Origin of the sequence: Pseudoalteromonas thalassia (assembly GCF_049257215.1) — a bacterium.
Classification (GTDB): Bacteria; Pseudomonadota; Gammaproteobacteria; order Enterobacterales; family Alteromonadaceae; genus Pseudoalteromonas; species Pseudoalteromonas lipolytica_C.
In genome coordinates this window covers 159,720-186,237 of record NZ_JBMMUE010000005.1, presented here as the reverse complement: position 1 = coordinate 186,237, position 26,518 = coordinate 159,720, and the positions used below count along the sequence as shown (strand labels likewise).

At 40.2% G+C, this 26,518-nt stretch carries 24 protein-coding genes; 17 read left to right on the top strand and 7 right to left on the bottom strand.

What is annotated here, in order from left to right; genetic code table 11:
* Positions 1 to 2,214: a CapA family protein gene (locus AAEU31_RS08610; protein WP_421966989.1), complete on the bottom strand. Its 2,214-nt coding sequence runs from the start codon at positions 2,212 to 2,214 to the stop codon at positions 1 to 3.
* Positions 2,215 to 2,544: 330 nt separating this feature from the next.
* Positions 2,545 to 3,198 (bottom strand): OmpW/AlkL family protein, encoded by a 654-nt coding sequence (locus tag AAEU31_RS08605; protein ID WP_421966988.1) that lies wholly within the window; start codon positions 3,196 to 3,198, stop codon positions 2,545 to 2,547.
* Positions 3,199 to 3,431: 233 nt separating this feature from the next.
* Here AAEU31_RS08605 and AAEU31_RS08600 point away from each other — a divergent pair, with 233 nt between their 5' ends.
* Both AAEU31_RS08600 and dapE read left to right on the top strand, forming a co-directional pair.
* Positions 3,432 to 4,850: an MATE family efflux transporter gene (locus AAEU31_RS08600; protein WP_421966987.1), complete on the top strand. Its 1,419-nt coding sequence runs from the start codon at positions 3,432 to 3,434 to the stop codon at positions 4,848 to 4,850.
* A 70-nt stretch (positions 4,851 to 4,920) separates the two neighbouring features.
* Positions 4,921 to 6,099: a succinyl-diaminopimelate desuccinylase gene (gene dapE, locus AAEU31_RS08595; RefSeq protein WP_421966986.1), complete on the top strand. Its 1,179-nt coding sequence runs from the start codon at positions 4,921 to 4,923 to the stop codon at positions 6,097 to 6,099.
* Positions 6,100 to 6,144: 45 nt separating this feature from the next.
* Here dapE and olsF read toward each other — a convergent pair whose 3' ends face one another.
* Positions 6,145 to 7,860, bottom strand: coding sequence for a bifunctional ornithine lipid synthase OlsF (gene olsF, locus AAEU31_RS08590; RefSeq protein ID WP_135925617.1), 1,716 nt, complete (start codon positions 7,858 to 7,860; stop codon positions 6,145 to 6,147).
* Between the two features lie 123 nt (positions 7,861 to 7,983).
* Between olsF and AAEU31_RS08585 the strand changes: the two genes are divergently transcribed.
* The gene (locus tag AAEU31_RS08585) at positions 7,984 to 8,904 is read left to right on the top strand and encodes a 2-hydroxyacid dehydrogenase (RefSeq protein ID WP_421966985.1); all 921 of its coding nucleotides are present in this window, start codon (positions 7,984 to 7,986) and stop codon (positions 8,902 to 8,904) included.
* 97 nt (positions 8,905 to 9,001) lie between these two features.
* Positions 9,002 to 9,136: a hypothetical protein gene (locus tag AAEU31_RS08580; RefSeq protein ID WP_421966984.1), complete on the top strand. Its 135-nt coding sequence runs from the start codon at positions 9,002 to 9,004 to the stop codon at positions 9,134 to 9,136.
* 62 nt (positions 9,137 to 9,198) lie between these two features.
* Here the strand turns inward: AAEU31_RS08580 and smrA are convergent, their stop codons facing one another.
* The 3 genes from smrA to AAEU31_RS08565 all read right to left on the bottom strand — a co-directional run bounded on the left by smrA (position 9,199) and on the right by AAEU31_RS08565 (position 10,718).
* A complete protein-coding gene (gene smrA, locus AAEU31_RS08575; RefSeq protein WP_199526988.1) occupies positions 9,199 to 9,780 on the bottom strand; it encodes a DNA endonuclease SmrA in 582 nt (193 codons plus the stop codon).
* Between the two features lie 148 nt (positions 9,781 to 9,928).
* Complete coding sequence (locus AAEU31_RS08570; RefSeq protein WP_135925610.1) at positions 9,929 to 10,174, bottom strand: hypothetical protein; 246 nt, start codon at positions 10,172 to 10,174, stop codon at positions 9,929 to 9,931.
* Positions 10,175 to 10,274: 100 nt separating this feature from the next.
* A complete protein-coding gene (locus AAEU31_RS08565; protein ID WP_421966983.1) occupies positions 10,275 to 10,718 on the bottom strand; it encodes a hypothetical protein in 444 nt (147 codons plus the stop codon).
* A 149-nt stretch (positions 10,719 to 10,867) separates the two neighbouring features.
* Here AAEU31_RS08565 and AAEU31_RS08560 point away from each other — a divergent pair, with 149 nt between their 5' ends.
* The gene (locus AAEU31_RS08560; protein WP_135925605.1) at positions 10,868 to 11,251 is read left to right on the top strand and encodes a response regulator; all 384 of its coding nucleotides are present in this window, start codon (positions 10,868 to 10,870) and stop codon (positions 11,249 to 11,251) included.
* A 72-nt stretch (positions 11,252 to 11,323) separates the two neighbouring features.
* Here the strand turns inward: AAEU31_RS08560 and rpsT are convergent, their stop codons facing one another.
* Positions 11,324 to 11,584, bottom strand: coding sequence for a 30S ribosomal protein S20 (gene rpsT, locus AAEU31_RS08555; protein WP_036967030.1), 261 nt, complete (start codon positions 11,582 to 11,584; stop codon positions 11,324 to 11,326).
* A gap of 243 nt (positions 11,585 to 11,827) precedes the next feature.
* Here rpsT and murJ point away from each other — a divergent pair, with 243 nt between their 5' ends.
* The 12 genes from murJ (at position 11,828) to AAEU31_RS08495 (ending at position 26,106) form a co-directional block, all read left to right on the top strand.
* Positions 11,828 to 13,408 carry a murein biosynthesis integral membrane protein MurJ gene (gene murJ / locus AAEU31_RS08550; RefSeq protein ID WP_281546493.1) on the top strand — a complete coding sequence of 527 codons (1,581 nt, stop codon included), beginning with the start codon at positions 11,828 to 11,830 and terminating at the stop codon, positions 13,406 to 13,408.
* A 73-nt stretch (positions 13,409 to 13,481) separates the two neighbouring features.
* Positions 13,482 to 14,408, top strand: coding sequence for a bifunctional riboflavin kinase/FAD synthetase (gene ribF, locus AAEU31_RS08545; protein WP_421966982.1), 927 nt, complete (start codon positions 13,482 to 13,484; stop codon positions 14,406 to 14,408).
* Positions 14,409 to 14,433: 25 nt separating this feature from the next.
* A complete protein-coding gene (ileS, locus tag AAEU31_RS08540) occupies positions 14,434 to 17,259 on the top strand; it encodes an isoleucine--tRNA ligase (protein WP_421966981.1) in 2,826 nt (941 codons plus the stop codon).
* Positions 17,260 to 17,268: 9 nt separating this feature from the next.
* Positions 17,269 to 17,769 (top strand): signal peptidase II, encoded by a 501-nt coding sequence (gene lspA / locus AAEU31_RS08535; protein ID WP_135925595.1) that lies wholly within the window; start codon positions 17,269 to 17,271, stop codon positions 17,767 to 17,769.
* Positions 17,766 to 18,206 (top strand): FKBP-type peptidyl-prolyl cis-trans isomerase, encoded by a 441-nt coding sequence (fkpB, locus tag AAEU31_RS08530; protein WP_135925593.1) that lies wholly within the window; start codon positions 17,766 to 17,768, stop codon positions 18,204 to 18,206. The genes lspA and fkpB overlap by 4 nt, the downstream gene beginning before the upstream one ends.
* Positions 18,206 to 19,135, top strand: a complete 930-nt coding sequence (gene ispH, locus AAEU31_RS08525) for a 4-hydroxy-3-methylbut-2-enyl diphosphate reductase (protein ID WP_138556832.1) — start codon at positions 18,206 to 18,208, stop codon at positions 19,133 to 19,135. The genes fkpB and ispH overlap by 1 nt, the downstream gene beginning before the upstream one ends.
* A gap of 38 nt (positions 19,136 to 19,173) precedes the next feature.
* On the top strand, positions 19,174 to 20,187 hold the full coding sequence (locus tag AAEU31_RS08520) for a sensor histidine kinase (protein WP_421966980.1): 1,014 nt from the start codon (positions 19,174 to 19,176) through the stop codon (positions 20,185 to 20,187).
* An 8-nt stretch (positions 20,188 to 20,195) separates the two neighbouring features.
* Positions 20,196 to 20,906: a LytR/AlgR family response regulator transcription factor gene (locus AAEU31_RS08515; protein ID WP_421966979.1), complete on the top strand. Its 711-nt coding sequence runs from the start codon at positions 20,196 to 20,198 to the stop codon at positions 20,904 to 20,906.
* 117 nt (positions 20,907 to 21,023) lie between these two features.
* Positions 21,024 to 21,578, top strand: coding sequence for a type IV pilus modification protein PilV (pilV, locus tag AAEU31_RS08510; protein ID WP_421966978.1), 555 nt, complete (start codon positions 21,024 to 21,026; stop codon positions 21,576 to 21,578).
* Between the two features lies 1 nt (position 21,579).
* Positions 21,580 to 22,575, top strand: a complete 996-nt coding sequence (locus tag AAEU31_RS08505; RefSeq protein ID WP_421966977.1) for a PilW family protein — start codon at positions 21,580 to 21,582, stop codon at positions 22,573 to 22,575.
* 47 nt (positions 22,576 to 22,622) lie between these two features.
* Positions 22,623 to 23,045 (top strand): pilus assembly protein PilX, encoded by a 423-nt coding sequence (locus tag AAEU31_RS08500; RefSeq protein WP_421967029.1) that lies wholly within the window; start codon positions 22,623 to 22,625, stop codon positions 23,043 to 23,045.
* 13 nt (positions 23,046 to 23,058) lie between these two features.
* Positions 23,059 to 26,106 (top strand): PilC/PilY family type IV pilus protein, encoded by a 3,048-nt coding sequence (locus AAEU31_RS08495; RefSeq protein ID WP_421966976.1) that lies wholly within the window; start codon positions 23,059 to 23,061, stop codon positions 26,104 to 26,106.
* The last annotated feature ends 412 nt before the right edge of the window (positions 26,107 to 26,518 follow it).

The following is a 26,518-nucleotide window of genomic DNA, read 5'->3' as shown; positions in this document are numbered from 1 at the left end:
TTAATCAAGTACAGTGAATGTAAGCGTTAAGCTCACTTCACTACTTGAATTGACTTTTAAAAAGTCAAAACCGTGCATTTTATCGGTCTTCCATTGTCCGTTTTCTAGGTTGATACTTTGTTGCCAGCTGATCATTGCGACATCATCTAGACGCGTGATCGCTTCTCCTGTATTGGGTGGATAGTGCCTAAATTGTAGCTTTACGCCACGAGGGGGTAATTTTTTAGGCCCAAGTGTTAACTCATCAGAAGGTAAACTAAAGTCATGGCTAAAAACATGCCATGGTTGATTACCTCCTTCGCTAACGGGAATTTGGTTTTCTGCGAAGGTAAGGTCATCAATTTCTGTTGTATAAGTAAGCAAGGCCTCAAGCTGACCACCATTTTCAGATTGCAAATAGGTCAGTAACGAAAAGTCTTTACTTAGCTCTAGTGCACCTGTTTCGTCGGTTAACTCCATAACCCGCATAGTGTGTCTAAATGGAATAATAGAGGGAGTGTTGTCAAACTTATCACGGGTTGAGCACAGAGCTTGCAAACCATTGAACGGCTTATCAGTGCAAGGCAACACACTTTCACTGCTATGATCCCATCGACTTACTTCAAAGGTGTCTGCGTCGTTATCCCAATCTTCAAAATCGCCAAAGACCATAATATCTCGGCCCACTAAAAGCGTATCTAAAGAGCCACTATTAACGTCTATGGATGAAACGTAAGCAGCAGATGATGGTGAATATTGTCTCAAGTCTATGATGTCAGTGGTGGCATCAATGTTGATAGTCACTTGCTGAGTATTTTTTGTTGCCTGATTTGCAGCAAAATATATTTCAGCGTAGCTTTCTCGGGGAACAAGTGTAATATTGTCATCAGAAAGTTCGGCGATTCTTCTCAATAAATAGTGACTTAAAAAACCAGTGGTGAATCGAGGTTTATAGTCTTCTAAATAAATAGGATAAGCAAAACCACGAGTGATTTTTTGGCTTTGCGTATCAAGGTCCAGCATAACTGCAAGGCCTAATAAGGTATCAAGTCTGGGTTGGTCAAATACAAAGTTACCCAAGCCCAATATGGCTGGTATTTCATTAAATACAGCAAAGCCTTGGGCAATGTGTGGGTGATGGCCAATTAGTAGATCAGTATTTTGTGAAGAAAGAACTTCAAATCGGCTACCTATATAAGGTGATGGAGTATACGAGTATTCATCACCACCATGCATTTGTGCAATGACAAAGTCAGTAGGATCTAATTGTTCAAGTGCAGCTTTGACTGCCGCTGAATTTGTTAAATCAGCAGCCCCACCTTTATTGGTGTCAGCAACGTAGGTATATTGATGTTCTTTTCCGGTAATTGAAGTTGCAGCAAAGAGCACTAAATTAACATTATCAAGGTTATGCTCGACAGTTTTAAAAGCGTCAGTTTCACTTAAACCCGCGCCGCTATTAAGGAACCCTGCATTTGACACTTCAAGGAGTGTATCTTCAAGACCATTCTGCAAATAGTCATAGATGTGATTATTACCAAGGCCAACATAATCAATACCAATTTCAGTTAGGCTTTGCAGTGATTCAGGCAAAGAGAAAAAGCTGAATTCTTTAGTCGGATGAACTGTTGTTGGCATCGTCGTAATAGGTGACTCAAGATTAACCGATGAAAAGTCAGCAGCTTTAAAGAGCGCTGCAACTTCTGTGGTTATGGCGATACTATCTTCGCGTGCTGAGTCAGGACGAATGAGCGCAGTGTTAACATTAGGTACAGATGTGCCCATTGTCTCTAATTTGGGGTCTAGGAAGCGTCGACCAAACATTGTATCACCAGCAAATAACAAGCTTTTTGAATTTGCTGATTGTGTTTCTAATTGGATGTGTGAGGTTACAGAGTTAGGTTGGTTTACTAAAATACCTGCCTTTGGGAAATAACCTGATTGTGCAATAAAAACAGCGTGATTACCAAAAGAGAGGTTGCTAATAGAAACACGTCCATTTTCATCGGATAGGTACTCTTGACCTGCAACGTCAACGCTCACATTGTTAAGAGGTGTTTGATTTTCATTGGTAATAGTAAATACGATGTCAGCGGTGCCCGCAATTAGCGCTTCACGATCACTAATTGTATCTTGCTTTTGTTGTTGCGGTTTATCTTCACTAGGATCTTTTACTTTGCACGAGATTAGAGCTGTGCAAAGAATCAACACTAACGAATTGACAATTACTTTCAATTAACACCTCGAGCTGCCACCTAATTTATTTTAGATAGGTCAAAATTATTACAACCATTTTATAATCGCGAGCAAATAGGAACAACACGTCTTTGGCTCTGAAAATTCAGATATTGCAATGAAAAACAGTAAAATAAGTAACGGTTAAATAAACAAAAAATAAAAACCAATAAAAAGAAATGGGTTATTTTTATAGTGTAGTCTAAATTGATTAGTTGGTTGAACCTGAGCGAGAATCAAGTTCGTGTTGCAGGTTTTTCTAGAGTGGGAACAGATGAAAAAGGCCATTTAATGGCCTTTTTGTGCGTATGGGCTTTCACAAAATGAAAGTTAGAATTTGTATTTAATACCAAACATAGCAACGACAGGGTCAATTTCTACAGTTGATGTTAATGCTTTTGAGCCGCCAGCATATACAGTTGCATCTGTATCGATATCAATAAGTGAAACCATGCCATGTAGACCCCAGTTTTCACTCATCATGTAGTTGAAACCAGCTTGAGCTGCAAAGCCAAATGAGTCGTCTAGTTTGACTTCTACATCGTCAGTACCTAATGTTGCTTTTAGTGCAGATGAAGGCTCTTCATCAAAGAAAACTGTATAGTTTACGCCTACACCTACAAATGGACGGAATTTATAGGTTGCATCAAAAAAGTGATATTGTGCTAGGAAAGTTGGTGGTAAGTGTTTAATTTTAGCAATCTTATTACCAGCTAAGCCTCCAGCACCTTGAACATCATGACTAAATGGCGTTGCAGCAACTAACTCAAGCACCCAGTTATCGTCTAGTGCATAATCTATAGTAATACCTAATTGCGTGTCATCATCTGCGCGTAAGCCTAGTGCCGGAGCTTCATTGATTTTTGAGCTATCGTTGTCAGGGTTTACGTTAATAGCACCCACGTTCACGCTTAAGTTTGCGTTTGCAACAGGAGAGAGTGCTAATAGTGAAGTAAGTAATGCAATGCTTAATTTGGTTTTCATGCTGTTCTCCGCGAACTACTTGTCTTATTTGGTTGAGGCTATTATTACTAAGTTGGAGGGGACAAAACCTGTTCTAGATCAAAGTTTCAAAAATGTTTGAACTAAGTGAAGCCATTTATTGATTTAGATTAAGTTTTTAAACGGGTACAGCGAAAAAAGATTGACTCTCATTGACTTTATATTCAGTTGCGGCTGTTAAACTAACGATGTTATTAGTTTATTAGGTGTTTTTCATGGCTGCTCCCCAGCATTTATTTCTTCATGGCTCGATTTCAAAAGCGTTACTTAAATTAGGTATCCCGATCATCTTAATTAATATTTTGCAGTCTGCTTATCAGTTAACTGATGCTTTTTGGGTAGGGCGCTTGGGGGCAGAGCAAGTAGCTGCCGTTTCTGTCAGTATGCCGGTTACTTTTTTAGTGATTGCTATTGGCTCTGGGTTGGCAATGGCGGGAGCCATTTTATCTGCTCAATATATGGGAGCTGGCCAGCAAGATAAGGTAAATCATGTTGCTGCTCAAACCATGTTAATGGTGACAATTACCGCAACCATACTTGGTTTAATAGGTTATGTGTTATCGCCTTACTTTTTGACTTTATTAGGTGTTGAAGAGCAAGTGTTTGGTGATGCGCTTAAGTTTATGCATGTGTCTTTCATTGGTGTTGTGTTTGTGTTTATTTATGCCATGTTTCAGGCCTTAATGCGTGGCATCGGGCAAACTAAGGTGCCACTGTATATTGTTAGCGGTACTGTTTTACTCAATTTTGTGCTCGACCCTTTACTGATTTTTGGATTTGGTGATTTCTCTGGTTTTGGCGTAATGGGGGCGGCATTAGCCACTCTCATTACGCAAAGTTTAGCGGCATTAATTGGCGTTTGGGTATTTTTGCGAGGCCGTCACGGCATTCAACTTAAACTCTCTAGCTTCAAACCAGATTGGCAATATATGAAACAAGCGCTCTTTTTAGGGGCTCCTGGCTCGGTTGAACTCTCTGCAAGAGCCTTTGGGTTAATTATTATGTCGTTTTTGGTTGCTAGCTTTGGTACGCACACCATTGCCTCTTATGGTGTTGGCTCTAATATTTTGCAAATGGTGATGATCCCGGCAATGGGTCTTTCAATGGCTGTTTCTACCTTGGTAGGTCAAAACATGGGAGCAGGAAACCCACAGCGTGCAGCACAAATAACACGTTTAGCCGCGCTTTGGGGGCTGCTAGGCCTGACATTAGCGGGCATTTTAGCTTATGTATTTGCTGAATACTTGGTGGCTTTTTTCATTCCTGATGATGAGTCTGTGATCGCTGGTGGCGCAGAGTTCATTCGCGTCATGTGCTTAACTTGGGGCGGAATAGGCGTGCAGCTTTGTGTTGTTGCTGCATTTAGGGCTTCAGGAAACATGCTCAATGCGATGATTGTGTCACTGCTCTCGCAATGTGTTATTCAATTTCCAGCGGCGTATATTTTGTCTAAACATACCTCACTGGGGCCACAGGGCATATGGTATTCGTTTGCTATTACTAATGTACTTGTGGCAATTATTACTTATTTATGGTTCGCAGCAGGTCGTTGGCAACGAACACAATTAACCAAAGAAGACAAAGACATTGCTAAGGTGACCCAAGAAACCCTCATTGAAGAAGGAAATCATTAATTTAAGCTTCACATTGCGGTCATAAACTCTCGTTGTAATAACCCAAGCTTTCTACATAACTAGGGTTATTATGAGTTTGATATCAAATGCAGAGTTAGCAACACACCTATCAGTGCAATCTGAGGTGGTAGAAACATTACAAACCTTGATCCGATTTAAATCGGTAACGCCCGAGCAAGCTGGGGCAATTGACTGGCTCGTAAGTAACTTAAGCCAGCTAGGCTTTGATTGTGAGGTATTTAGTTTTAATCATGTTACTAATTTAATTGCTAAAATCACTTTTGGAGAAGGCCCTATCGTTGCTTTTTCTGGTCATATTGATGTGGTACCTGCAGCGCAAGGTGATTGGCGAGTTGATCCATTTAGTGGCGAGATAGTGGATGGCAGTGTCTATGGCCGTGGCGCAGCAGATATGAAAGGCGGCGTTGCCGCTATGCTTTGCGCAACCAAACGGTTTTTAGCGCAAAATAACAATAAACGCGGCACATTTTACTGGTTAATTACCTCAGATGAAGAGGGCGAGGCTGAATACGGCTCTTTACTGATTGCTGAACGTCTTGCCAAACAAGGTGTTGTGCTTGATGGTTGCTTAGTAGGCGAGCCAACAAGCCATCAGCATGTGGGTGATACCATAAAAAATGGCAGGCGGGGTGCGCTGTCTGCACGATTATCTATTCAAGGTAAAGCAGGGCATGTTGCCTATCCAGAAAACACCATAAACGCAGCACATTTAAGTGCCGAGGTTGTAAAGCGCTTAATGGCAATTAGCTGGCACAAAGATGAAGCTAGCTCGGCAACAACACTGCAAGTAACCGGAATTAATATTGCCAATGTGGTCGATAACCTTGTTCCTGCTCAGTGTGAGCTCACCTTTAACGTGCGTTATAGTCATGGCTATAAAAGCAAAGATGTTAAAGAAGAAATTCAATTTGCATTGGCTGATTTAGCATCGCAGCTAACGCTTGTTTGGGAGCGTCCGTGTGAATCATTTTATACCCTGCATCAAGCAAGTAATTGCTTGTTGCAGCAGCTTGAACAAGCTGTGCACGAAGTAACTGGCAGCTTTCCAATGCTTAGTACAAGTGGTGGCACATCCGATGGTCGTTTTTTTGCCAATGAGCACACACAAGTGATTGAATGTGGCGTGCGAAACCATACTATTCATCAAGTTAATGAACACGTACCCATAGTAGACTTAAAAACTATTGAGCAAATATATTTAGCTGCGCTTAGAAATATATTTAGTTAAAAAAGAAAAAGTCGGCGAACATGCCGACTTATTTTTTAATGACTATTAGCGTGTCTGTCCCAAATACCTTTTGGCTTTACTGGCTTTTACTTTATCTAAGTCGACAAGCACTAATCCATCAATGCAATTATTAAACTCAGGGTCGATGCTAAAACTTAAAAACTGTACGCCGCCTGGCTCGCAAAGTTCAGTGTATTGTTTGAATAGGGTTGGGACCTGTGCGCCGATATTGGCAAGCACATGTTTAAGTTCAACAAAGTCCTCTTTAATATCATTACCAGAAAATAACTGAGCACATTGTGCTTTTTGTGATTCTGTATGACGATATTCATTGTTTGGGATGGCTAACACTTGTTTAGCGCCATAATAATGTTGGTAATAATGAACTAGTAGCGATTTAGCTTGCTCGGGTAGTGCATTTGACACACTAACCGCGCCAAACAAATAGCGGTATTGCGGGTAACGGTTAACGAATGCGCCGATGCCAAACCACAAATAATCTAGGCTCTTTCTGCCCCAGTATTTGGGTTGCACGAAGCTTCGGCCAAGCTCTATACCTTTTTCTAAATACGGTGCCATATCATCGCTGTAGCTAAATAGGCTATCGGTATATAAACCTTTGCGGCCATGTTTTTCTATTATGTCTTGTGCGCAGGCAAGTCGATATGCGCCAACTAGTTCAAGTTGTTTGGCATCCCATAGTACAAGGTGTTGATAATCCATGTCGTATTTATCTATATCTCGGCGTTTACCACTGCCTTCACCGACTGCGCGAAACGCAATTTCACGAAGTCGGCCTAGCTCACGAAAAATCGGCGAGCTTCCACAGTATTGATATAAGTAAATTTTCATTCCATCAGAGGTTTCACCTAATAATTCACACTCCTCAATGGCTTTTTTAAGGTCTTTAGTCGCTTCTGGGCTGGCTATGGGGGTTTGTGTTTTTAACGGCAGAGGTTTTTTAGTGATAAGTCGATACAGTTGCTTTCTTATCAGCTGAGCTATTTCTTTATCTTTTAAATTCTCGATTAAATATGACTCAGGTGGGATAGATGCACCAATTTCAAACTCTAATGATTTTTGTCGTTGTTTAAACATCTCTTTGACCAATAACAAACTGGCTAATGGTTTATAAATCATTGAGGTGCCGTAAAATAGCGGGCTGTTTTTCGCTTTGATGTAAATAGGTAAAATAGGCGCGTTAGCTTTTTTTGCCATACGTAAAAAACCACTGTTCCATTTACAGTCTTTAATTCCCGTTGGACTTAAGCGCGATACCTCACCTGCAGGGAAAATTAATAACGCACCGTCTGATTTTAAGTGCTGTTGGATATTAGCAAGTTCTTTCTTTTTACTCGTACCAGAGAGGTTATCAACGGGAAGTAGCAACGAGTGCATTGGGGTGATAGACATTAGCATGCGGTTTGCAACAACCTTTAAGTCAGGGCGCACAGTTGATAAGACTTTTATTAGCGCCAGCGCATCGAGTGAACCAATAGGATGGTTTGCCACAATAATAATATTGCCTTCACTAGGAATATGCTCCATTTGCTTTGGCTTGTAGCGTGTGTCAAAGTCTAGCTCTTCGAGCACCTGCTCTACAAATTCAAGTCCTTGTAAGTGTGGGTATGCATCACCAAAGGCAACAAACTCTTGCTCATGTAATAAATAACCCAGGCCTTTTTTTACTAAGCCTTTTACTTTTGGTGAATTTTCTAACTGTGGTAAATTTGCTTCTATTACTTTATCAACACTGATCATACACACCTCAATCTTAAGCGCATTTAGCGATGAAATTAGGTTAAGAGTTTGCTGTGACAGTTAGGTTGCAGTTGTGTGACTTTTTAATGAGCGCTTTGAGTACGAGGCAAAATGGAGAAGACAATGATTTTACTTGTGGCTATAACAGGCCGAGATTGCAGCCAATTAATTGCTAAGCTGCAAGCTTTATTACCAGAGGTCAAGGTACAGCTTTGGTCAGAGTGTACTGATTACGAAGCGGTTGAATTTGTGCTTGCTTGGAATGCGCCCACTGATTTATGGCCTAAGTTATTAAATTTAAAAGCCGTTTCTTCTTTTGGTGCGGGTGTTGATAGCATTGATTTAACGAAGATAGCTGCACATGTTCCCGTTGTTAGAATTGTTGATGATAACCTGGCTAATGATATGGCAGAGTATGTGTTGACCCATGTATTGGCACACAAGCTTAGGCTTAAAGAGTATTATTTAAAACAATCAGCCGGCAGTTGGAAGCCAAAGCGAGCGTATTCACAGCAACATGTGGGTATTTTAGGTTATGGTGAACTAGGCAAAGCTTGTGCTAAGCGCTTACTTGCAAATGGCTTTAAAGTGAGCGCTTGGTCTAATAGTGAAAAACATGATTCTGAGGTGGACACGTATTACACACAGCATGGATTAGATGACATGCTTGGTCAAATTGATTATCTCGTTTGCTTGCTACCACTTAATCAGCACACTCAGGGCATTATTAATAAATCACTCATTAGCAAACTGCAAAGCCACACGGTACTAATTAATGTTGCTAGAGGCAAACATGTTGTTGATGAAGATTTACTCGAGGCACTTGATAACGAGCAATTACGTGGCGCTACGCTAGATGTGTTTAGCGAAGAGCCTTTGCCTAAAACACACCCTTATTGGTCTCATGACAAAGTGACATTAACCCCACACTGTGCTGCATTGTCAGATATAGAGTCAGTTACTTTGCAAATTTCAGATAATGTAAAGAGACTAATTGAAGGTAAAAACCTAATGAATCAGATTGATAGAACAAAAGGTTATTGACAAATTACAAATTAGTTTAATAAACACCTTGTTAACATCTGTAACTTTGTTATTCTGTTGTTGCTCAATAAAAAAACAACAATTAAAAAGAGGCGTTATGAAATCTAATCAAGGTGGAGCTAAATTTAGTCTAGTCGTAGTGTCAGTTATCGTTCTTGGTGTTTCAGCATGGTTTAATCAAGCTAATGCATCGGAGCAGCCAGCTCAGGCCGCTGAAGTTAGCCAATCATAACCAACCAATCTCAGTAAGTATGTGCAGCATGTTTTAAAGCTGCACTTCAATCGCTTTTTCTATTAACTTCTTTTTGAATGGATTTCTCTGTTCTCGTGTTTCTTCTCGTCTGACTTTTTAATCATCACATACGTTGCACCGCTACCACCATGGTGCTTAAGGGCACTATGAAACGCTAAAACTGCTGGAATTTCTTGCAGCCACTTATTGGTATAGCTTTTTAAAATACCTGGTTGTGATTTATTTTTGATACCAATGCCGTGGCGTATAAGCACGACACGAATATTTCGTTTGTGGCAGTCATCAATAAAATTTAAAAGCGTGCTGCGAGCTCGTTGAAGAGGCTGACCATGCAAATCAAGCGTGGCATCAAGTTGATATTTAGCTAAACGCAGATTTTTATATACTTGGCCTTGTACACCATCTTTTTTAAATGCCAATATGGCATGGGGATCTAACAGCTCAACAAACTCACTGCGTAAATAGTTTTCATCAATTGCTAAATCACACTCAGCTGCTTTACGTTTTTCTTGTTGCGCAAGTGAAGGGCCTTGTTTCGTGGAATCAAATTGAACAGTGTCATGCTTAAGAGGTTTTACGTCTTCCATTGACGAAAGAAATAAGTCGAAGTCGTTAAATGACACAGTGCACCTCCAAATTATTTATATACGTCTAATATGGTATCTCAGTTCAGTCATCTTGTAAGCAAAAAAAAGCCCAAACAGAATGCTGCTTGGGCAGAAAAGATGATAGATGGGATAGCCTATTCTATCAATTTATCTTAGGAGAAGATTAACCTTGATTGATATTCAGTTGGCCAAATGTATAGACCTTGAATAAATAAAATGTATTGATCAACACTAAGCTCATGTTCGAGATAACGCTTGACGACATTAGATCTAAGCTAAATGATAGAAACAATAAACTACACGCGCTGATCGCTGCAAAACGTAGTAATGTCAGCTGGTTAATAAAAAATGCACCTAATCCTAGGGCAAGTAGCGTTAAGTTTAAAAGCCAATCTAGCTCGTTTACCATGGTCGTATCAATTCATATCTGTGTTGAAAAAGGAGCGCCATTATGGTGATCTTTTACACAGCTTTCAACCAAGTAATTTTTAATTTTCAGATTAGTTTTTTTAATCTATTGTTAGTTTTTTCATTGCTGCGAAGAAACCACTTTTATCTGTCACACGGTACTTCTGGCAAGTGTCTGGTTTACGCTTATCTTGGCAAAGATAAATAACGTTACGACTTAGGTCTGCACGGGGACTGAGGGTTGAATCAAATAAGTTTGCTCCATAGCCAAAAATGCCTGGCCAGAACACACTCTGAGATACCATACCAAGCTTTTCATAGGTGATTAAAATAGGTTTTGGTGTAATTAGTAGAATTAATACAACCGCTGCGAGTGTATACCAACGTGATTTACTTTTTTTAAGCTCGATTTCAGGAATGCTTTGTTGCGCGACTTGTTCGCGTGCTTGTTGTTGGTTTACTGGTCTTTGTCGCTTTGCTTGTGTTGGTTTTTTTCGTTCAGGCGTTTTACCAAGCAAAGATTGTTTTTTTATTTTATTAGACATAAAGCTTATCTGGCCTTTTATATATAGCTCTCTATAATGAGATTATAACGAAGTTTTTGATATAATAGTCAAATTCAAAGCGTAAATTATTTATTTAAGTTAATATTGTATTAGCAATAAGTGTTATCTTTAAAGATTAGAGGAATAGTATGGACACGCAGCTTTCAATTCTTATCGTGGACGATGTTGGCACTGTGCGTAGCTTTTTAAACCAAACGCTTATGCACCTAGGTATCGATAATGTTCGAGAGGCATCCACAGCAGCGCAGTGTTTAAGCGCGTGCAAAGAGAAGGAGTTTAATATTATCTTTTTAGATATTGAACTACCTGATGGTGACGGTAAGGAAATCATCTCACAGATAAATGATATTTCACCTGAAGCAAATGTTGTTATGGTGTCTGCACATTCAACAGTGGAAAATGTTAAAGAAGCGATTGAAAAGGGCGCCAAAGGTTTCGTTGTAAAGCCTTTTACCCCAAAGAAGATCGCGGCAATGCTGAAAAAGTTTTACCCCGATTTAGAGATTGCATAGCAGTTATCTGAAAAACATTAAGATAAAAAAAAACCGGCAAAAGCCGGTTTTTTTATACTCATCAAAAACAAATTATAGCGCTTTGATTTTAGCTGCTAAACGGCTCTTATGACGAGCTGCTTTGTTCTTGTGGATTAGACCTTTAGTTGCGTAACGGTCTAGGATAGGTGTTGCAACAGCGAATGCCGCTTGTGCAGCTTCTTTGTCGCCCGCTTCAATTGCAGCAACTACTTTTTTGAAGTAAGTGCGCATCATTGAACGACGGCTTGCGTTATGTTGACGATTTTTTTCGCTCGTAATAGCGCGTTTTTTTGCAGACTTGATGTTAGCCAAGGTTTGCTCCTAACAATCTTAAAATAAGCTTAATTTAAAGGCCGTGGAATATGCCTGTTTTTATCATGAATGTCAACGAAATTTTGACATCTCAAGAAAAACTGCTCCTTATAACGAACATCAATTTGCCGCTTTAGCAGTTAATATCGCTATTGTAACAAAGGGTCGGGTTCGAGCCTAGTGCTTTAAAGATATTTTAGGCATAATCGCCCATCTTATAAGATTTTTGATAACGGGTTTAAGGTGGCAAAAGGATTATTTCGTTCCGGAATGATAGTCAGTGCTATGACAATGATTTCGCGTATTTTAGGATTGGTGCGAGATGCTGTAGTGGCTAATTTACTGGGTGCAAGTGCCGCAGCGGATGTGTTTTTGTTTGCCAATCGAATTCCTAATTTTTTACGTCGCTTATTTGCAGAAGGCGCTTTTGCACAAGCATTTGTACCTGTTCTATCTGAGATAAAAGAACAGCAAGGCGATGATAAGGTCAGGTTGTTTGTTGCTCAAGCTGCCGGTACTTTGGGTACCATTTTATTAGCGGTTACTCTATTTGGTGTGGTTGCCTCGCCTGTCATTGCTGCATTATTTGGTACTGGCTGGTTTATTGATTGGTGGCAAGGCGGCGAAAATGCCGAAAAGTTCGTTCTTGCTAGTGCGCTGCTAAAACTGACTTTCCCGTATTTATTTTTTGTTAGTCTGGTAGCCCTCAGCGGTGCGGTTATGAACGTATATAATCGCTTTGCCGTTGCCGCTTTTACACCCGTACTTTTAAACGTATCAATTATTACTTGCGCTATTTTTCTACATGATAAGTTTTCGGTGGGGGCGTATGCGCTTGCCATCGGCGTATTTGTGGGTGGTCTAGTTCAGTTACTGTTCCAGTTGCCGTTTTTGTATCGTGCCCGCATGCTGAGCCGCCCTAAATGGGGGTGGCAAGATGAAAACGTCAAAAAAGTTAGAAAGCTCATGCTACCTGCCTTGTTTGGCGTTTCGATAAGCCAAATAAACTTGTTACTCGATACCATGATTGCCTCTATGTTAATGACAGGCTCTATCGCTTGGCTTTATTACTCAGACCGATTGATTGAGTTTCCTCTAGGCTTATTTGGTATTGGTATCGCAACGGTCATATTGCCTGCATTGTCAAAATTACATAGCACAAAAAGTACAAAAGATTTTCAGCTGACCCTTGATTGGGGGGTAAGGTTTGTAATTTTCTTAGGCTTGCCTGCCATGTTTGGTTTAATGGTAATTAGCCCGCTTATTATTACGGTTTTATTTGACCACGGTGCGTTTCAGGACGGTGAAATTGATCATGTCCAAGCGGTGAGCTATGGTGTGATGGCTTATTCAGTGGGATTAGTTAGTTTTATGCTAATCAAAGTGTTAGCACCAGGCTTTTATTCGCGTCAAGATACAAAAACCCCCGTTAAAATTGGTATTAAAACTCTGGTTTTAAACATGGTATTTAACATTATGTTGGCACCATTTATTGGTTATTTAGGTCTGGCTTTGGCCACATCAATGTCGGCTAGTTGTAATGCTTATTTGTTGTATCATCAATTACGTAAAGAAGGGGTCTATCAGTTTTCTGCGATGAGCCTTGGTTTTACCTTTAAGTGTTTGTTTTCAAGTTTATTAATGGCTGCGTCTGTGTGGTACGTAGGCCAGCAATTTATATGGCAAGCTTGGCACTTTACTGAGCAAGTGTTGTTGTTGGGCGGGTTATTAGTGTTGGCGGTTTTTGTATATTTTGCAGCCTTATTCATTTTAGGCGTGCGACTAAATACGATAAAAAGTGTTGCAACTACTGAATCAAACTAAAAAAAAGATTATAATCGGCGCTTCAAGCCCGATATCAATGTTTTGGGCTCGCTGATAAAGGCAAAAAGGTGGCATGGAGTTAATTAGAGGTATTCACAATATTCGCGCGCAGCATTATGGTTGTGTGTTGACCATTGGTAATTTTGATGGTGTGCACTTAGGTCATGCAGAAGTGATTAAAGGCTTGCTGCAAGACGCAGAAAAGCATCAATTGCCAAGTACCGTGATGTTATTTGAGCCTCAGCCACAAGAATTTTTTGCTAAAGATAATGCTCCAGCGCGTTTAACTCGACTACGTGATAAGCTTAGCTTACTTGCTAAACTGGGAGTGGAGCGAGTGACTTGCATTAGCTTCAATCAGCAATTTGCCAATATGGAAGCAGAGCAGTTTGTAAGCCAAGTATTGGTTGATAAGTTAGGTGTAAAAGCTCTGACTGTAGGCGATGACTTTTGCTTTGGAAAGCGGCGCCGTGGTGATTTTGCGTTGCTTAAAGCAATGGGTGCTGAGTTAAACATGGATGTGAAAAGTACTGCAAGTTTTCGCAGGCTCAATGATAGAGTGAGCAGTACTCTTATTCGCCAGGCACTTGCTGCAGGGCAATTAGAAGACGCAAAAACCATGTTAGGTCATGGTTATGCAATTTCTGGACGTGTTATTCATGGCTGGGCAAAAGGTCGTGAATTAGGGTTCAGAACGGCCAATATAGCATTAAAACGCCAAGTATGCCCTGTAAATGGGGTGTTCGCGGTACGAGCAAAAGTTGGCGAAAAAGAATTATTTGGGGTTGCAAATATTGGCAACAAACCCACATTTAATGGAACACGCGCTTTGTTAGAGGTTCATCTGTTCGACTTTGCGCAAGACATTTATGGACAATTTATGCACGTGGAGCTAATTAAAAAGCTTCGCGATGAGAAAAAATTCGAGACATTAACACAACTGACGGCGCAGATTGCAGATGATGTGACCGCCGCTAAGCAGTGTTTTGGTTTAAATTAGGTAGCCGATACGGAAAGTAGGATTAATGAGCGACTACAAACATACTTTGAATTTACCGGAAACAGCGTTTCCAATGCGCGGCAATTTGGCTCAACGTGAACCAAAGATGCTTAAGACATGGTATGAAGACGATCTTTATGGTCAAATTCGCAGCGCTAAAAAAGGTAAAAAAACCTTCATTTTGCATGACGGCCCTCCGTATGCAAACGGTGATATCCATTTAGGCCACTCGGTAAACAAAATTCTTAAAGATATTATTGTTAAGTCAAAAACCTTGTCTGACTTTGATGCACCTTATGTGCCTGGTTGGGATTGTCACGGTTTACCAATTGAGTTAATGGTTGAGAAGAAGGTAGGCAAGCCAGGTGTGAAAGTGTCTGCTGCTGAGTTCCGTGAAAAGTGTCGCGAATACGCTAAGAAACAAGTTGAAGGTCAAAAAACAGACTTCAAACGTCTTGGTGTGTTTGGTGATTGGGACAAGCCTTACCTAACAATGAACTTTGACTTTGAAGCGAATGCTATTCGCGTACTTGGTCGCATCATTAAAAATGGTCACTTACATAAAGGTGCTAAGCCTGTTCACTGGTGTACAGATTGTGGTTCAGCACTTGCTGAAGCAGAGGTTGAATACCAAGATAAACAGTCACCAGCAATCGATGTGCGTTTTGAATTTGCTGATCAAGAGGCAGTAATCAATGCGTTTGAACTTGCCGAAGGCCATGAAGGTAGCGGTGCAGTTAGTACTGTTATCTGGACAACTACACCTTGGACATTACCAGCTAACCGTGCAGTAGCAGTTCACGAAAAGCTTGAATATGCCCTAGTTCAAGTTGATGACGAAGGCGCACAGCAGCGTTTAATTTTAGGTTCAGAGCTAGTAAAAGATGCAATGGACCGTTATGGCTTTAAGCATTACCATGTACTAGGTTATGTAAAAGGTGCGGCACTTGAGAATTTACAGGTTGCTCACCCGTTCTATGACTTCACAGTGCCTGTAATTGTTGCTGATCACGTAACGACTGATTCTGGTACTGGTGTTGTTCATACTGCGCCTGGTCACGGTCAAGAGGATTTCGCGGCAGGTCTTGCTTATGGTTTAGAAGTTGCTAACCCTGTTGGTGCAAACGGTGTTTACTTACCTGACACACCGATGTTTGCTGGTCAGCACGTATTTAAAGCAAATGCGAGCGTTATTGACGTATTAACTGAAAACAATGCGTTATTACACCATCATGCGCTTACACATAGCTACCCACATTGCTGGCGTCATAAAACACCTATTATCTTCCGTGCCACGCCACAGTGGTTCGTAAGTATGGACCAAGCTAACCTTCGTCAAGATTCATTAAACGAAATCAAAAAGACTGAGTGGTTGCCTGAGTGGGGCGAGAGCCGCATTGCAAACATGGTTGAAGGCCGTCCTGATTGGTGTATTTCACGTCAACGTACATGGGGTGTGCCAATTGCATTATTTGTTGATAAAGACACAGGTGCGCTTCACCCAAATACGCAAGAGCTAATCGAAGAAGCCGCAAAACTGGTTGAGAAATCAGGTATTCAAGCTTGGTATGACTTAGACCCTGCAACCTTACTTGGCGATGACGCTGAGCAATACATGAAAGTACAAGATACGTTAGATGTATGGTTTGACTCAGGTGTGACTCACGCATGTGTGGTTGATGCACGTGAAGATTTAACCGGTCCTGCTGATCTTTACTTAGAAGGCTCAGACCAACACCGTGGTTGGTTTATGTCGTCAATGATGACCTCGGTTGCTATCAATGGTCATGCGCCATATAAGCAAGTGTTAACACACGGTTTCACAGTTGATGAAAACGGCCGCAAGATGTCTAAATCATTAGGCAATGTAATTTCGCCACAAAACGTGATGAACAAACTAGGTGCTGACATCTTACGTTTATGGGTTGCATCAACTGACTTTACAGCAGAAATGACTGTATCTGATGAAATCTTTAAACGTTCTGCTGACCGTTACCGTCGTATTCGTAACACAAGCCGTTACTTACTTGCGAACCTTAATGGTTTTGATCCAAAAACCGATAAAGTTGCGATTGAAGACATGGTTGAGCTTGATCGTTGGATTGTGGGCCGTGCAGCTGAGCTTCAAGATGAAATTTTAGCGGCTTACGATAAGTATCAAATGCTGCTTGTAACGCAAAAGCTAATGAACTTCTGTACTGGTGAACTTGGTTCGTTCTACTTAGACGTAATCAAAGATCGTCAATACACAGCGAAAAGCGATAGCCATGCCCGTCGTTCATGTCAAACTGCGCTTTACCACATTGCTGAAGCAATGACGCGTTGGATGGCACCGATTTTAAGCTTTACTGCACAAGAAATTTGGGAAGCATTACCAGGCGAACGTGATAATTTTGTGTTCACTTCAGTTTGGTATGATGGTTTACAAGCCTCTTCACAAGGTAAGTTCAGCAACGATGATTGGTTAACAATCCTTAATGTTCGTGATGAAGTAAACCGAGTACTAGAAGCGGCTCGTAAAGAAGAAATCATTGGTGCAACATTACAAGCAAACGTAAGTATTTACGCAGGTGAAGAGCTAAGTTCGAAATTAGCTGCGTTAGGTGATGAGCTGCGCTTTGTGCTATTAACTTCGGGCGTAACTGTTGAAACTGTGACAGCACAACCTGAAGGTACTCAAGCTACAGAAATTGATGGTTTATTCATTAAAGTTGCTGCAACAACCGCTGAAAAATGTGAGCGTTGTTGGCATTACTGTGATGATGTAGGTGCAGAGCCAGCGCATCCTGAAATCTGTGGTCGTTGTGTTAGCAATGTTGACGGCGATGGTGAACAGCGTCAGTTCGCGTAGGAGTTGTTTGTGAGCAAACTAGCCGGAAAAAGTGGCTTAGTTTGGCTATGGCTGAGTCTACTACTTTTAGTAGTAGACCATGCGACAAAAACACTTGTTGTTAATACCATGGCCTACAAAGAGTCGATAGATATTCTGCCTTTCTTTAATTTTACCTACGTACATAACTATGGTGCGGCATTTAGCTTTTTAAGTGATTCAGGTGGTTGGCAGCGTTGGTTTTTTAGCATAATAGCGGTAACGATCAGTGTTCTTTTAGTATGGTGGCTTAAACGCTTACCCGCGACGAACAAGGTATTATGTTCTGCATATGCGTTAGTATTAGCCGGTGCAATTGGCAATTTGTATGACCGCATTGCTTATGGCTATGTTATTGATTTTTTGCATGTATATTACGAAAACTGGCACTTTCCTGTTTTCAATATTGCCGATTGCGCAATTTGTATCGGTGCCGCATTACTATTATTTGATGCCTTCACAGGCGAAAGTCCGAAGGAGCAACAAGCATGAGCCAAGCTGTAATTGGTGAAAACTCTGAAGTGATCTTTCATTTCTCAATTAAGTTAGAAGATGGCTCTGCAGCCGACTCAACTAAGGTACATAATAAACCTGCAAAATTGCGAATGGGTGATGGTAGCCTGACAGAAAACTTTGAAAAATGTTTACTAGGTTTAGCCGCCGGTGACAGCAAGTCATTTGCATTAGAGCCTGAAGATGCATTTGGTCAGCCAAATCCAGATAACATTTATTATGTGGATCGCAGTAAGTTTGGTGCAGATACCCCTGCTGAAGTAGGTAACATTATTGCCTTTACTCAGCCTGATGGCACTGAGTTACCCGGTCTTGTTCGTGAAGTTCAAGGTGAGTCGGTCACAATTGACTTTAATCACCCACTTGCAGGGCAGCGCTTAACCTTTGAAGTCGATATTTTAGAGGTAACAGGTTAATGGATATTTTATTAGCGAATCCACGTGGTTTTTGCGCTGGTGTCGACCGTGCAATTAGTATTGTGGAGCGCGCACTCGATATCTTTGAAAAGCCAATCTATGTGCGTCATGAAGTGGTTCACAATCGATATGTTGTTGATGGCTTAAAAAATCGCGGTGCAGTTTTTGTTGAAGAGCTAGATCAGGTTCCTGACGATAGTATTGTTATCTTCAGTGCGCATGGTGTATCGCAAGCCGTTCGAAGTGAAGCAAAACGTCGCGACCTTAAAGTGTTCGATGCAACCTGCCCACTGGTAACAAAAGTACATATGGAAGTAACACGAGCCAGCCGTAAAGGTATTGAGTGTGTATTGATTGGTCACCATGGCCATCCTGAGGTTGAAGGTACTATGGGTCAGTACGACAACGAAGCGGGCGGTATTTACTTAGTAGAAACCCCTGAAGATGTTGCCGTTTTATCTGTTAAAAATCCTGAAAACCTTTTTTACTGTAGCCAGACCACGTTATCTGTTGATGATACGGCAGATGTGATTGATGCACTACGTACTAAGTTTCCGGCCATTGATGGCCCGCGTAAAGACGACATTTGTTATGCTACGCAAAACCGTCAAGATGCGGTTCGTGACTTAGCTGATAAAGTGGATGTACTGCTTGTAGTAGGGGCTAAAAATAGTTCTAACTCAAATCGTTTACGTGAGCTTGCTGACAAAATGGGCACCACTGCTTATTTAATTGATGATGCAAGTAATGTTGAAGCGGATTGGTTTAACAATGTAAATGCCGTAGGTGTGACTGCTGGGGCATCTGCGCCAGAAGTTTTAGTTCAACAGGTTATTACTCGTTTAAAAGAATTAGGTGGTAATCAAGTTGTTGAAAATCCTGGTGAAGAAGAGAACATAGTATTTGCCGTTCCTGTTGAGCTACGCTAATCTAAGCAAATAGTAGTCAACAGTTAAAAGAGGAGCCCATGAGCAAACAGCCAAATTCACACGGCTTGCTGATTGCGGCTCTTTTCCAATCCCGTGGTGTGCTCGCCATACTTATCGTCAGTCAAGTTATTGCTATTTTATTGGCGTTTTCACCGTTAAGTTTTGGTGATGTCTGGTTACGTCTGGCCATTTTTAGTTTCTTTTTGCACCTTATTTTCTTATCTAGTCTTTCTTGTCTTTATCTCTCACGGTCTGTACTTGCTAAATTATCTCAGGCAGTACAGTTATCTATCTTAGTAATTGTTTTACTGATTTTTACATACTTGTATAGCTTTGCAGTACTTAACGTATTCGCAGATATCTTTGAAATGGTATCTAAGACGCACTTTATTGTGAGTAATCTACTGATAATTTTTTTGGTTACAGTGCTTTTTGTTCAATTTTTGCTGATGCATAATCAAAAGGAGCAGCAAACAAAAGCTCTGGCTAAAGCCAAATTAGATGCGCTTCAAGCCCGCATTCGTCCTCATTTCCTATTTAATAGTTTGAATACTGCTGCTGAGCTAACCCACTATGATGTGGTGGCCGCGGAACAAGCCATTCTTGCATTAGCAGCACTCTCTCAGGCTGCTATGAAAAGTGGTAAAGCTATTTTACTTACCGATGAAATAACACTATGCCAACAATATATAGCACTAGAGCGATGGCGTTACGGAGAACGGCTAACAGTAAACTGGCAGTTACTTGATAAACTACCTGATATCGATATCCCATGTTTGACTCTCCAACCTCTTATTGAGAATGCAGTATTTTATGGGATCGAGACAGCAGAGCACGGTGAAATAAATGTCGAAATGCACCAGTCTGATAAAACTTACACATTTATTATTACTAACCCAGTAGTGAAGAACGTCATGAATGAAAGGTCGGGTAATGGTATGGCACTTGATAATATTCGTGAACGCTTATCACTGTTTTATCAACGAAAGGCAACAATAACAACCACTCATCGCGATGGAATATTTAGGGTAAAACTTGTATTACCAAGGTAGAAAACAGCATGATAAAAGTATTAATTGTTGATGATGAACCGCTAGCTCGAGCACGTATTTCACGATTATTGTCAGAGCATAGTAATTATACAGTGATTGGTGATGCCTGTAATGGCGAACAGGCAATTGAATATTGTAAACAGTTACAGCCTGATGTCGTGCTACTCGATATTAATATGCCCAAGCTTAATGGACTGGAGGTTGCTGCGACATTAAAGCAATTAACTATACCACCTGCCATCGTATTTCTTACAGCTCACCCTGAGCACGCACTAGAAGCATTCCAACTCTGTGCTGATGGTTATTTAGTAAAACCAGTTTCTGAGTCTTCGCTTAATCAAACATTATCGCAACTTAGCAAGCTTAATCGAACTCAATTAAGTGACTCAGCTAAAAGCTACATAAGTTATCAGCTCGGTGGTGTATTGCGCAGAGTAAATATTGAGAATGTGATTTGTTGCATTGCGGAACAAAAATATACTCGTGTCGTATTCGAAGGGGGCGAAGCAATCATTGAACAGAGCCTTAAACAACTCGAGCGTACTTTCCCTATACAATTATTGCGAATACATCGTAATACCCTTGTAAATAAGCAACATATTTATAGTTTAAACAGCCGACAGCCTAGTGGGCATACTTTAATTATGAACCAACTAGAAGAGCCTTTAACTGTTAGTCGTCGGGAATTAAAAGCGGTAAAAGCGGCATTGGGTAACTAGGAGCGAAAGTTTCACTGACCGTTCATCTAACATATTGACCGTTTATACATACACCTATTGCTATTATTTTTAGGCTTCTTATGCTTAAGGTATGTCAATTTATTAGCCACGTTCATTATGAAAAATAACTCTCATCAACAGGGCTTTACCTTAATCGAGGTGCTCATTGCATTTATTATATTGAGCCTTGGTTTATTAGGTGCTATCGCGCTTCAAGCGAAAGCAAAGCAAGCAAGTTTTGATGCTATGCAGCGTTCAGCGGCAATTTCATTGGGCAACGATATTATTCAACGTATGAGGGCAAATGATACTGCAAGCTTTGCGAATTTGTATCAAAAAAATTTCAATAGTCAAACAGCACTGCAGAAAGTTTCGCCATGTTACCAGTCTTCCTGTTCTTCACAACAAATCGCTGCTCTTGATATGCAACAATGGGTACGAGCTATTCGTGCGAGAGAAAATACAGGTGCTTTAGATCAGGCTAATGTGTGTATTACTACGGCCAAAGTCTCTGGAGGGCTCCCTAATGAGTATGAAATTGAAGTTGTTGTAAGTTGGCAGGGGCGCCAAGAATTTAAAACAAATGATGAAAATAAGGGGAAAAAATGTGGCACGGCAAATGATAGTCGCCGCCTTGTGGTTCTCAACAGCTATATTTACTTAAGGTCTTGATATGAAAAAGTATACAGGTTTTACCTTAGTAGAAATGATGGTTGCTTTATTTGTTGGCGGCCTAGTTTTAGGTGGTGTTATGTTTACTTATATAAGCATGAAAGCCACAACAAAAGATACATTGATGATTAGCGAGCTGCAAGAAACAGGCAGATTAGCTCTTAATATACTACAGCGAGATATTGAGCAAGTTGGTTTTTGGGGCACTTTTTACGAGGATTCCTTTTCTGCTGCTAATACGCAACTTAATCTAGTTGCAAATCCAAGTCCTGACTGCTCTGCTGGTTTAAATAACGGTAGTTTCCCTGACCTAGCTTCTAGTACTAATTTTCGTTCAATTTATGCAGTGCAGGCTGCAGGCTCCTCCGCGCTGGGCTGTATTCGTGACGCTGCAGCAAATACGGATGTATTACAATTAAAGTTTTTAGAAGGCTTTCAAAATGAGCCTAAGTACACAAGCAACAATTCATATTATTTTGTAGCAGAGCAAGAATTTGCAATGTTTAGTCGTGGACCTATTAATGCAGCTTCCATTAACACAAATGCTACCGTTTGGCGTTACCGCCATAATGTTTATTATGTTTCAAAAGACTCTGTTTACTTCAATAAGAAGCGTGTTTCGATCCCTGTACTAAAACGAAAAAGGCTGACTACTGGAGGCGGGATGTATGCAGAAACAGTTATGGAGGGAGTTGAGGATATGCGGTTTGTTTTTGGCTTAGATACAACCAATAACAGCCGTGTAGATACCTATAAAAGTATTAATCAAATGACGGCTACTGATTGGGAGAATAGGCGTGGAATTTTGACAGTACAAGTATTTTTACTTGCTAGATCATTAATGCCAGATGGCGACTTACAAATTAGAAATCAAACTTATACATTAGGTGAAGGTGCTAACAGTAGAAAACTTACATTTAACGATGATTACCGTCGTGCAGTATTTACAACCACTATTCGGTTAAACAATGTAGGAGCAAATTTGTGGCGCATTTAAATCCTCCTAAAAAGCAACAAGGCATTGTATTGATCCTTGCTCTAATTATGGTTGTTGCAGTCACAGGAATTGCAGTGACTTTAATGAACAGTAGCAGTATTGACGCTAAAATTACCACCGCGGTACAAGAGCGCGAAGTTGCTGAAAATGAAGTTATGGGCACAGTGCTGAAGGTGATTGCAAATCAAGCTGCTGCTGGAAGAAGTAGTGCATTTTTTAAGAAACCAGAACAAATACCTGAAGGTGGTTTTGATTTGGGAGTTATTGGCGATTCCACAAATAGAATGATTAATTTAAATAACGGTGAGTTGGATTTGCCATGCCCGAGAAAGTATAACTTCACCTCGGGTATATCATGCAATATGCTCGAAGTTAGCACGACGATTACCTATGGAAGAAAAAGCATCCACACCTTAACCATTAAAACAGGTGTAGCGCAAGAGATGGCAAGCTTGAATACGGGTGGCTAGAGAGGGAGTAAAAATGAAAATTAGTAACTTTAGGCATTTACTTTTATGCACGCTTGTATTTATTACAGCTACATACGCTGACGATACAGAGCTTTATGTAAACTACGATAAAAGTTTAACTGAAAAAAAACGCGTAATTTTTCTTCTAGATACTTCAGGGAGTATGCGTTATTCATCAGCAACAGGTATAGGTTGTTTTGATTATACATTACTAGATTATGTAGAGTGTCCAGATAGCCGAATAGGGGCCGCGAGAGACATCATTATCGAAACAATCAATAATAACCCTGATATGGAGTTTGGCTTTAATCGATTCTCTGCATTTGAGGGGGGCTACATAAAGGCGAGATTAGGTACAGATCATAAAACGTTAAAGAATCTAATTAGTACCACACGAGCTTCTGGTTCGACTCCCGTTACAGAGGCATTATGGGAAACTTACCTATATTTAACAGGACAAAATGTTGATTATGGTTTATTGGTGAGCCCAACAGAGCGTGATACACGTGCCGAAGTAAGCGGAAAATACCTTTCACCTTTTGACTCAAGTATTACAAAAGACAAACGCTGTGATAACACAGTAAATATAATACTTATTTCAGATGGTACCCCACAGAGTGATGATGGCAGAAATAGCCAAATTGAGAGCTTAAATAAGTATTATTTTTCTCAAAGTGCACCAACCTACAAGTATGGAAATAACTTAGATAGTTATTTAGCAGCCCTAGCAAAAGTGATTCATGGTACTGATGATAGAGTAGTTGACTTGAATGAAAAGACATCAAGTATCCATGATCAAGGTGTTATTTATACGATAGGGTTTGGAAGTGGTATCACAGAACAAGCTGAAGTGATTCTAGAAAAAACGGCAGAGTTTGGGGGAGGAGATTACCTTTATGCGGATAGTTCTGCGGCATTATCAGAAGCGATTGATAAAGCATTTGCAGCCCTCAGAGAAGAAAGCGGTGCATTTACAGCCCCTTCTATTGCGTCTAATAATACTGATCAAACCCGCAGTCGAGATGCATTGTACTATACGATGTTCTATCCGAATACCAATGCTCGTTGGCGAGGAAACCTAAAAAAATTAAAGGTATCGGGTGATTCAATTATTGATGCAAAAGGCAGGGCAGCTCTAAATAGTAATGGTATAATTGATGACAACGCAACTACCTTTTGGCTTCCTGCGGGTGAAAGCCCTGATGGAAATGCTGTAGATTTAGGCGGGGTCAACCGTTATTTATCTGATGTTTCAAGCATAGCTAATCAAGGAAGAAAAGTTTTATCTGACTTATCTGGCCGTATGCTAAATTTCACTCCTTACCGAGTAATTATTCATTACGGTAATCGTTTTAATGCAGCGACTGTTTTTGAGTCGCATCCGGATGAAGTTTTTGACCTTATCAATTGGTCAAGGGGCCTTGATGTTGATGATGAAAATGAGGATGGCTCTGTAGATGATTCTCGAACTGATACTTTCGGTGATCCACTACATTCAAAACCTGTCACAATCGATTATGGTAATGATGATGTTCGTATCCTTGTGGGTACTAATGCGGGTTATTTGCATATGTTTCAAGATAAAAATGATGTCTTGAGTGAAAGCTGGGCATTTATACCTAGAAGTTTATACAAAATAATCAAACCGTTAAGAGATAATAAAAAAGATACCAAAGTATATGGTGTAGATGGACCTATCTCCGTTTTCTTTGATGACAAAAATAATGATGGGGTGGTTCAATCTTCTGATCGTGTTTGGGCATTTTTTGGTCTCAGGCGAGGAGGCAATGAATACTATGCTCTTAACATTACTAATCCTAACTCCCCAAGAGTAATGTGGGGTGGGCCAATAGTTGGTGGTTCTGGTGCCTTTAAAGAGTTGGCACAAAGCTGGTCAAAAGCGCAAATAGCTTATATTAATTTAAAAGGGTATAAAGACCGCCCTGTGCTTATCTTTGGAGCTGGCTATGATACTAATAAAGATAATAGTCGACGAACTAATGACTCAAAGGGGCGAGGAATTTACATTGTTGATGCTGAGACAGGAAAAAAAATCTGGGCATTGACCCCCTCAGAAAATGGTTTTCAAGGAAAGCACAGCATCGCATCAGATATTGCTCTTTTAGACTCTGATTATGATGGCTACATAGATCGTTTGTATGCAGCTGATACGGGGGGAGATGTTTGGCGGGTGGATATGCCTACAGATAATTCGCGGAATTGGACGCACTTTAAACTTGCTAGCCTTGGTGGGACACATACTAGCAGTGATCGTCGTTTTTTCTATAAACCAACTATTGCTAGAAGTGTTTATAGCAAAGTCTCTGAAGTGGTTATAAATGGTAAATCGTCAGTAACTCGCGTTGATACGCCTTTCGATGCAGTATTAATAGGTAGTGGCAACAGAACACAGCCATTGTCTAAAGCAGTTAATGATCAACTATTCATGCTCCGTGATATAAATACATTGACTCAGTCTTTCACTGGGAATAAAGTCCCGAACACTATCACACAATCAGATTTAATGAATGTAAGCTCAGATCCTTTTGCCAAAAAACTTGATAGTGTTGAAGGTTTTGTCAAGCTTGAGATTGAGTTAGCACGTTTTAATGGCTGGTATTATAACTTACCGCTTCAAGGTGAAAAATCATTAGCTGCGAGCACTGTGATTGGTGGTGTGGCTTACTTTACAAGTTTTGCACCCGCATCAGCGAATAATAAAGAAAACCAATGCACACTAAGTGGTGGTACAGGCGGGCTTTATGCATTCCATTTACACTATGGAACCAAAGTATATGATGAATTAAAATTCAGCACAGGCATTGATGTACCTGATACTCCACAATTATTTTTTGGTGAAACTAAGGATGGAAAAAGTAAGTTTATGACGATAGGACCTGGTTTAGTTGGTCAGAAAACACCATTTGAAGTAAAAGGTGTAACTGGACCTGGCCTAACCATAGAAAATGGTAAAATTAAATTACTGAGTGATGAGGTGCTTGGATTTAATGTTCAACAAACTTATATTTACAAGCAAGAAAAGTATGATAGAACTCAGTAGAGATATAAGTCTATGAAATTTACTTTATTGAATAAACTAATTTAATTATTTTTAATTTTATTCAGCTAATAAAGGCACTACTTTTAATTAAAAATAGTGCCTTTAATTTTTCTGACATATCTAATTTACTTCTTAGTCTAAATCTTCCTTGATTAAGTGCTTGGTCCGTTATATATCTCATCACTTTTATTTCCTAAAATAAAATTTATTTTTACTACTTATGTTTTAATGACAAATAGTTGGTTATACTTCTGCTAAAGTAAACTTTAAATTTACCTTGTAATAAAATTTTAACATTGAGAGTCACTGTTAAGAGTTTTGTCAGCGTGTAATTTCACTTAAAGATTAGAGAAAGTAACCTTTGCCGGTATATAAGTGTGATGCATAGTTAGGCATGGTTCTCCTCAATAAG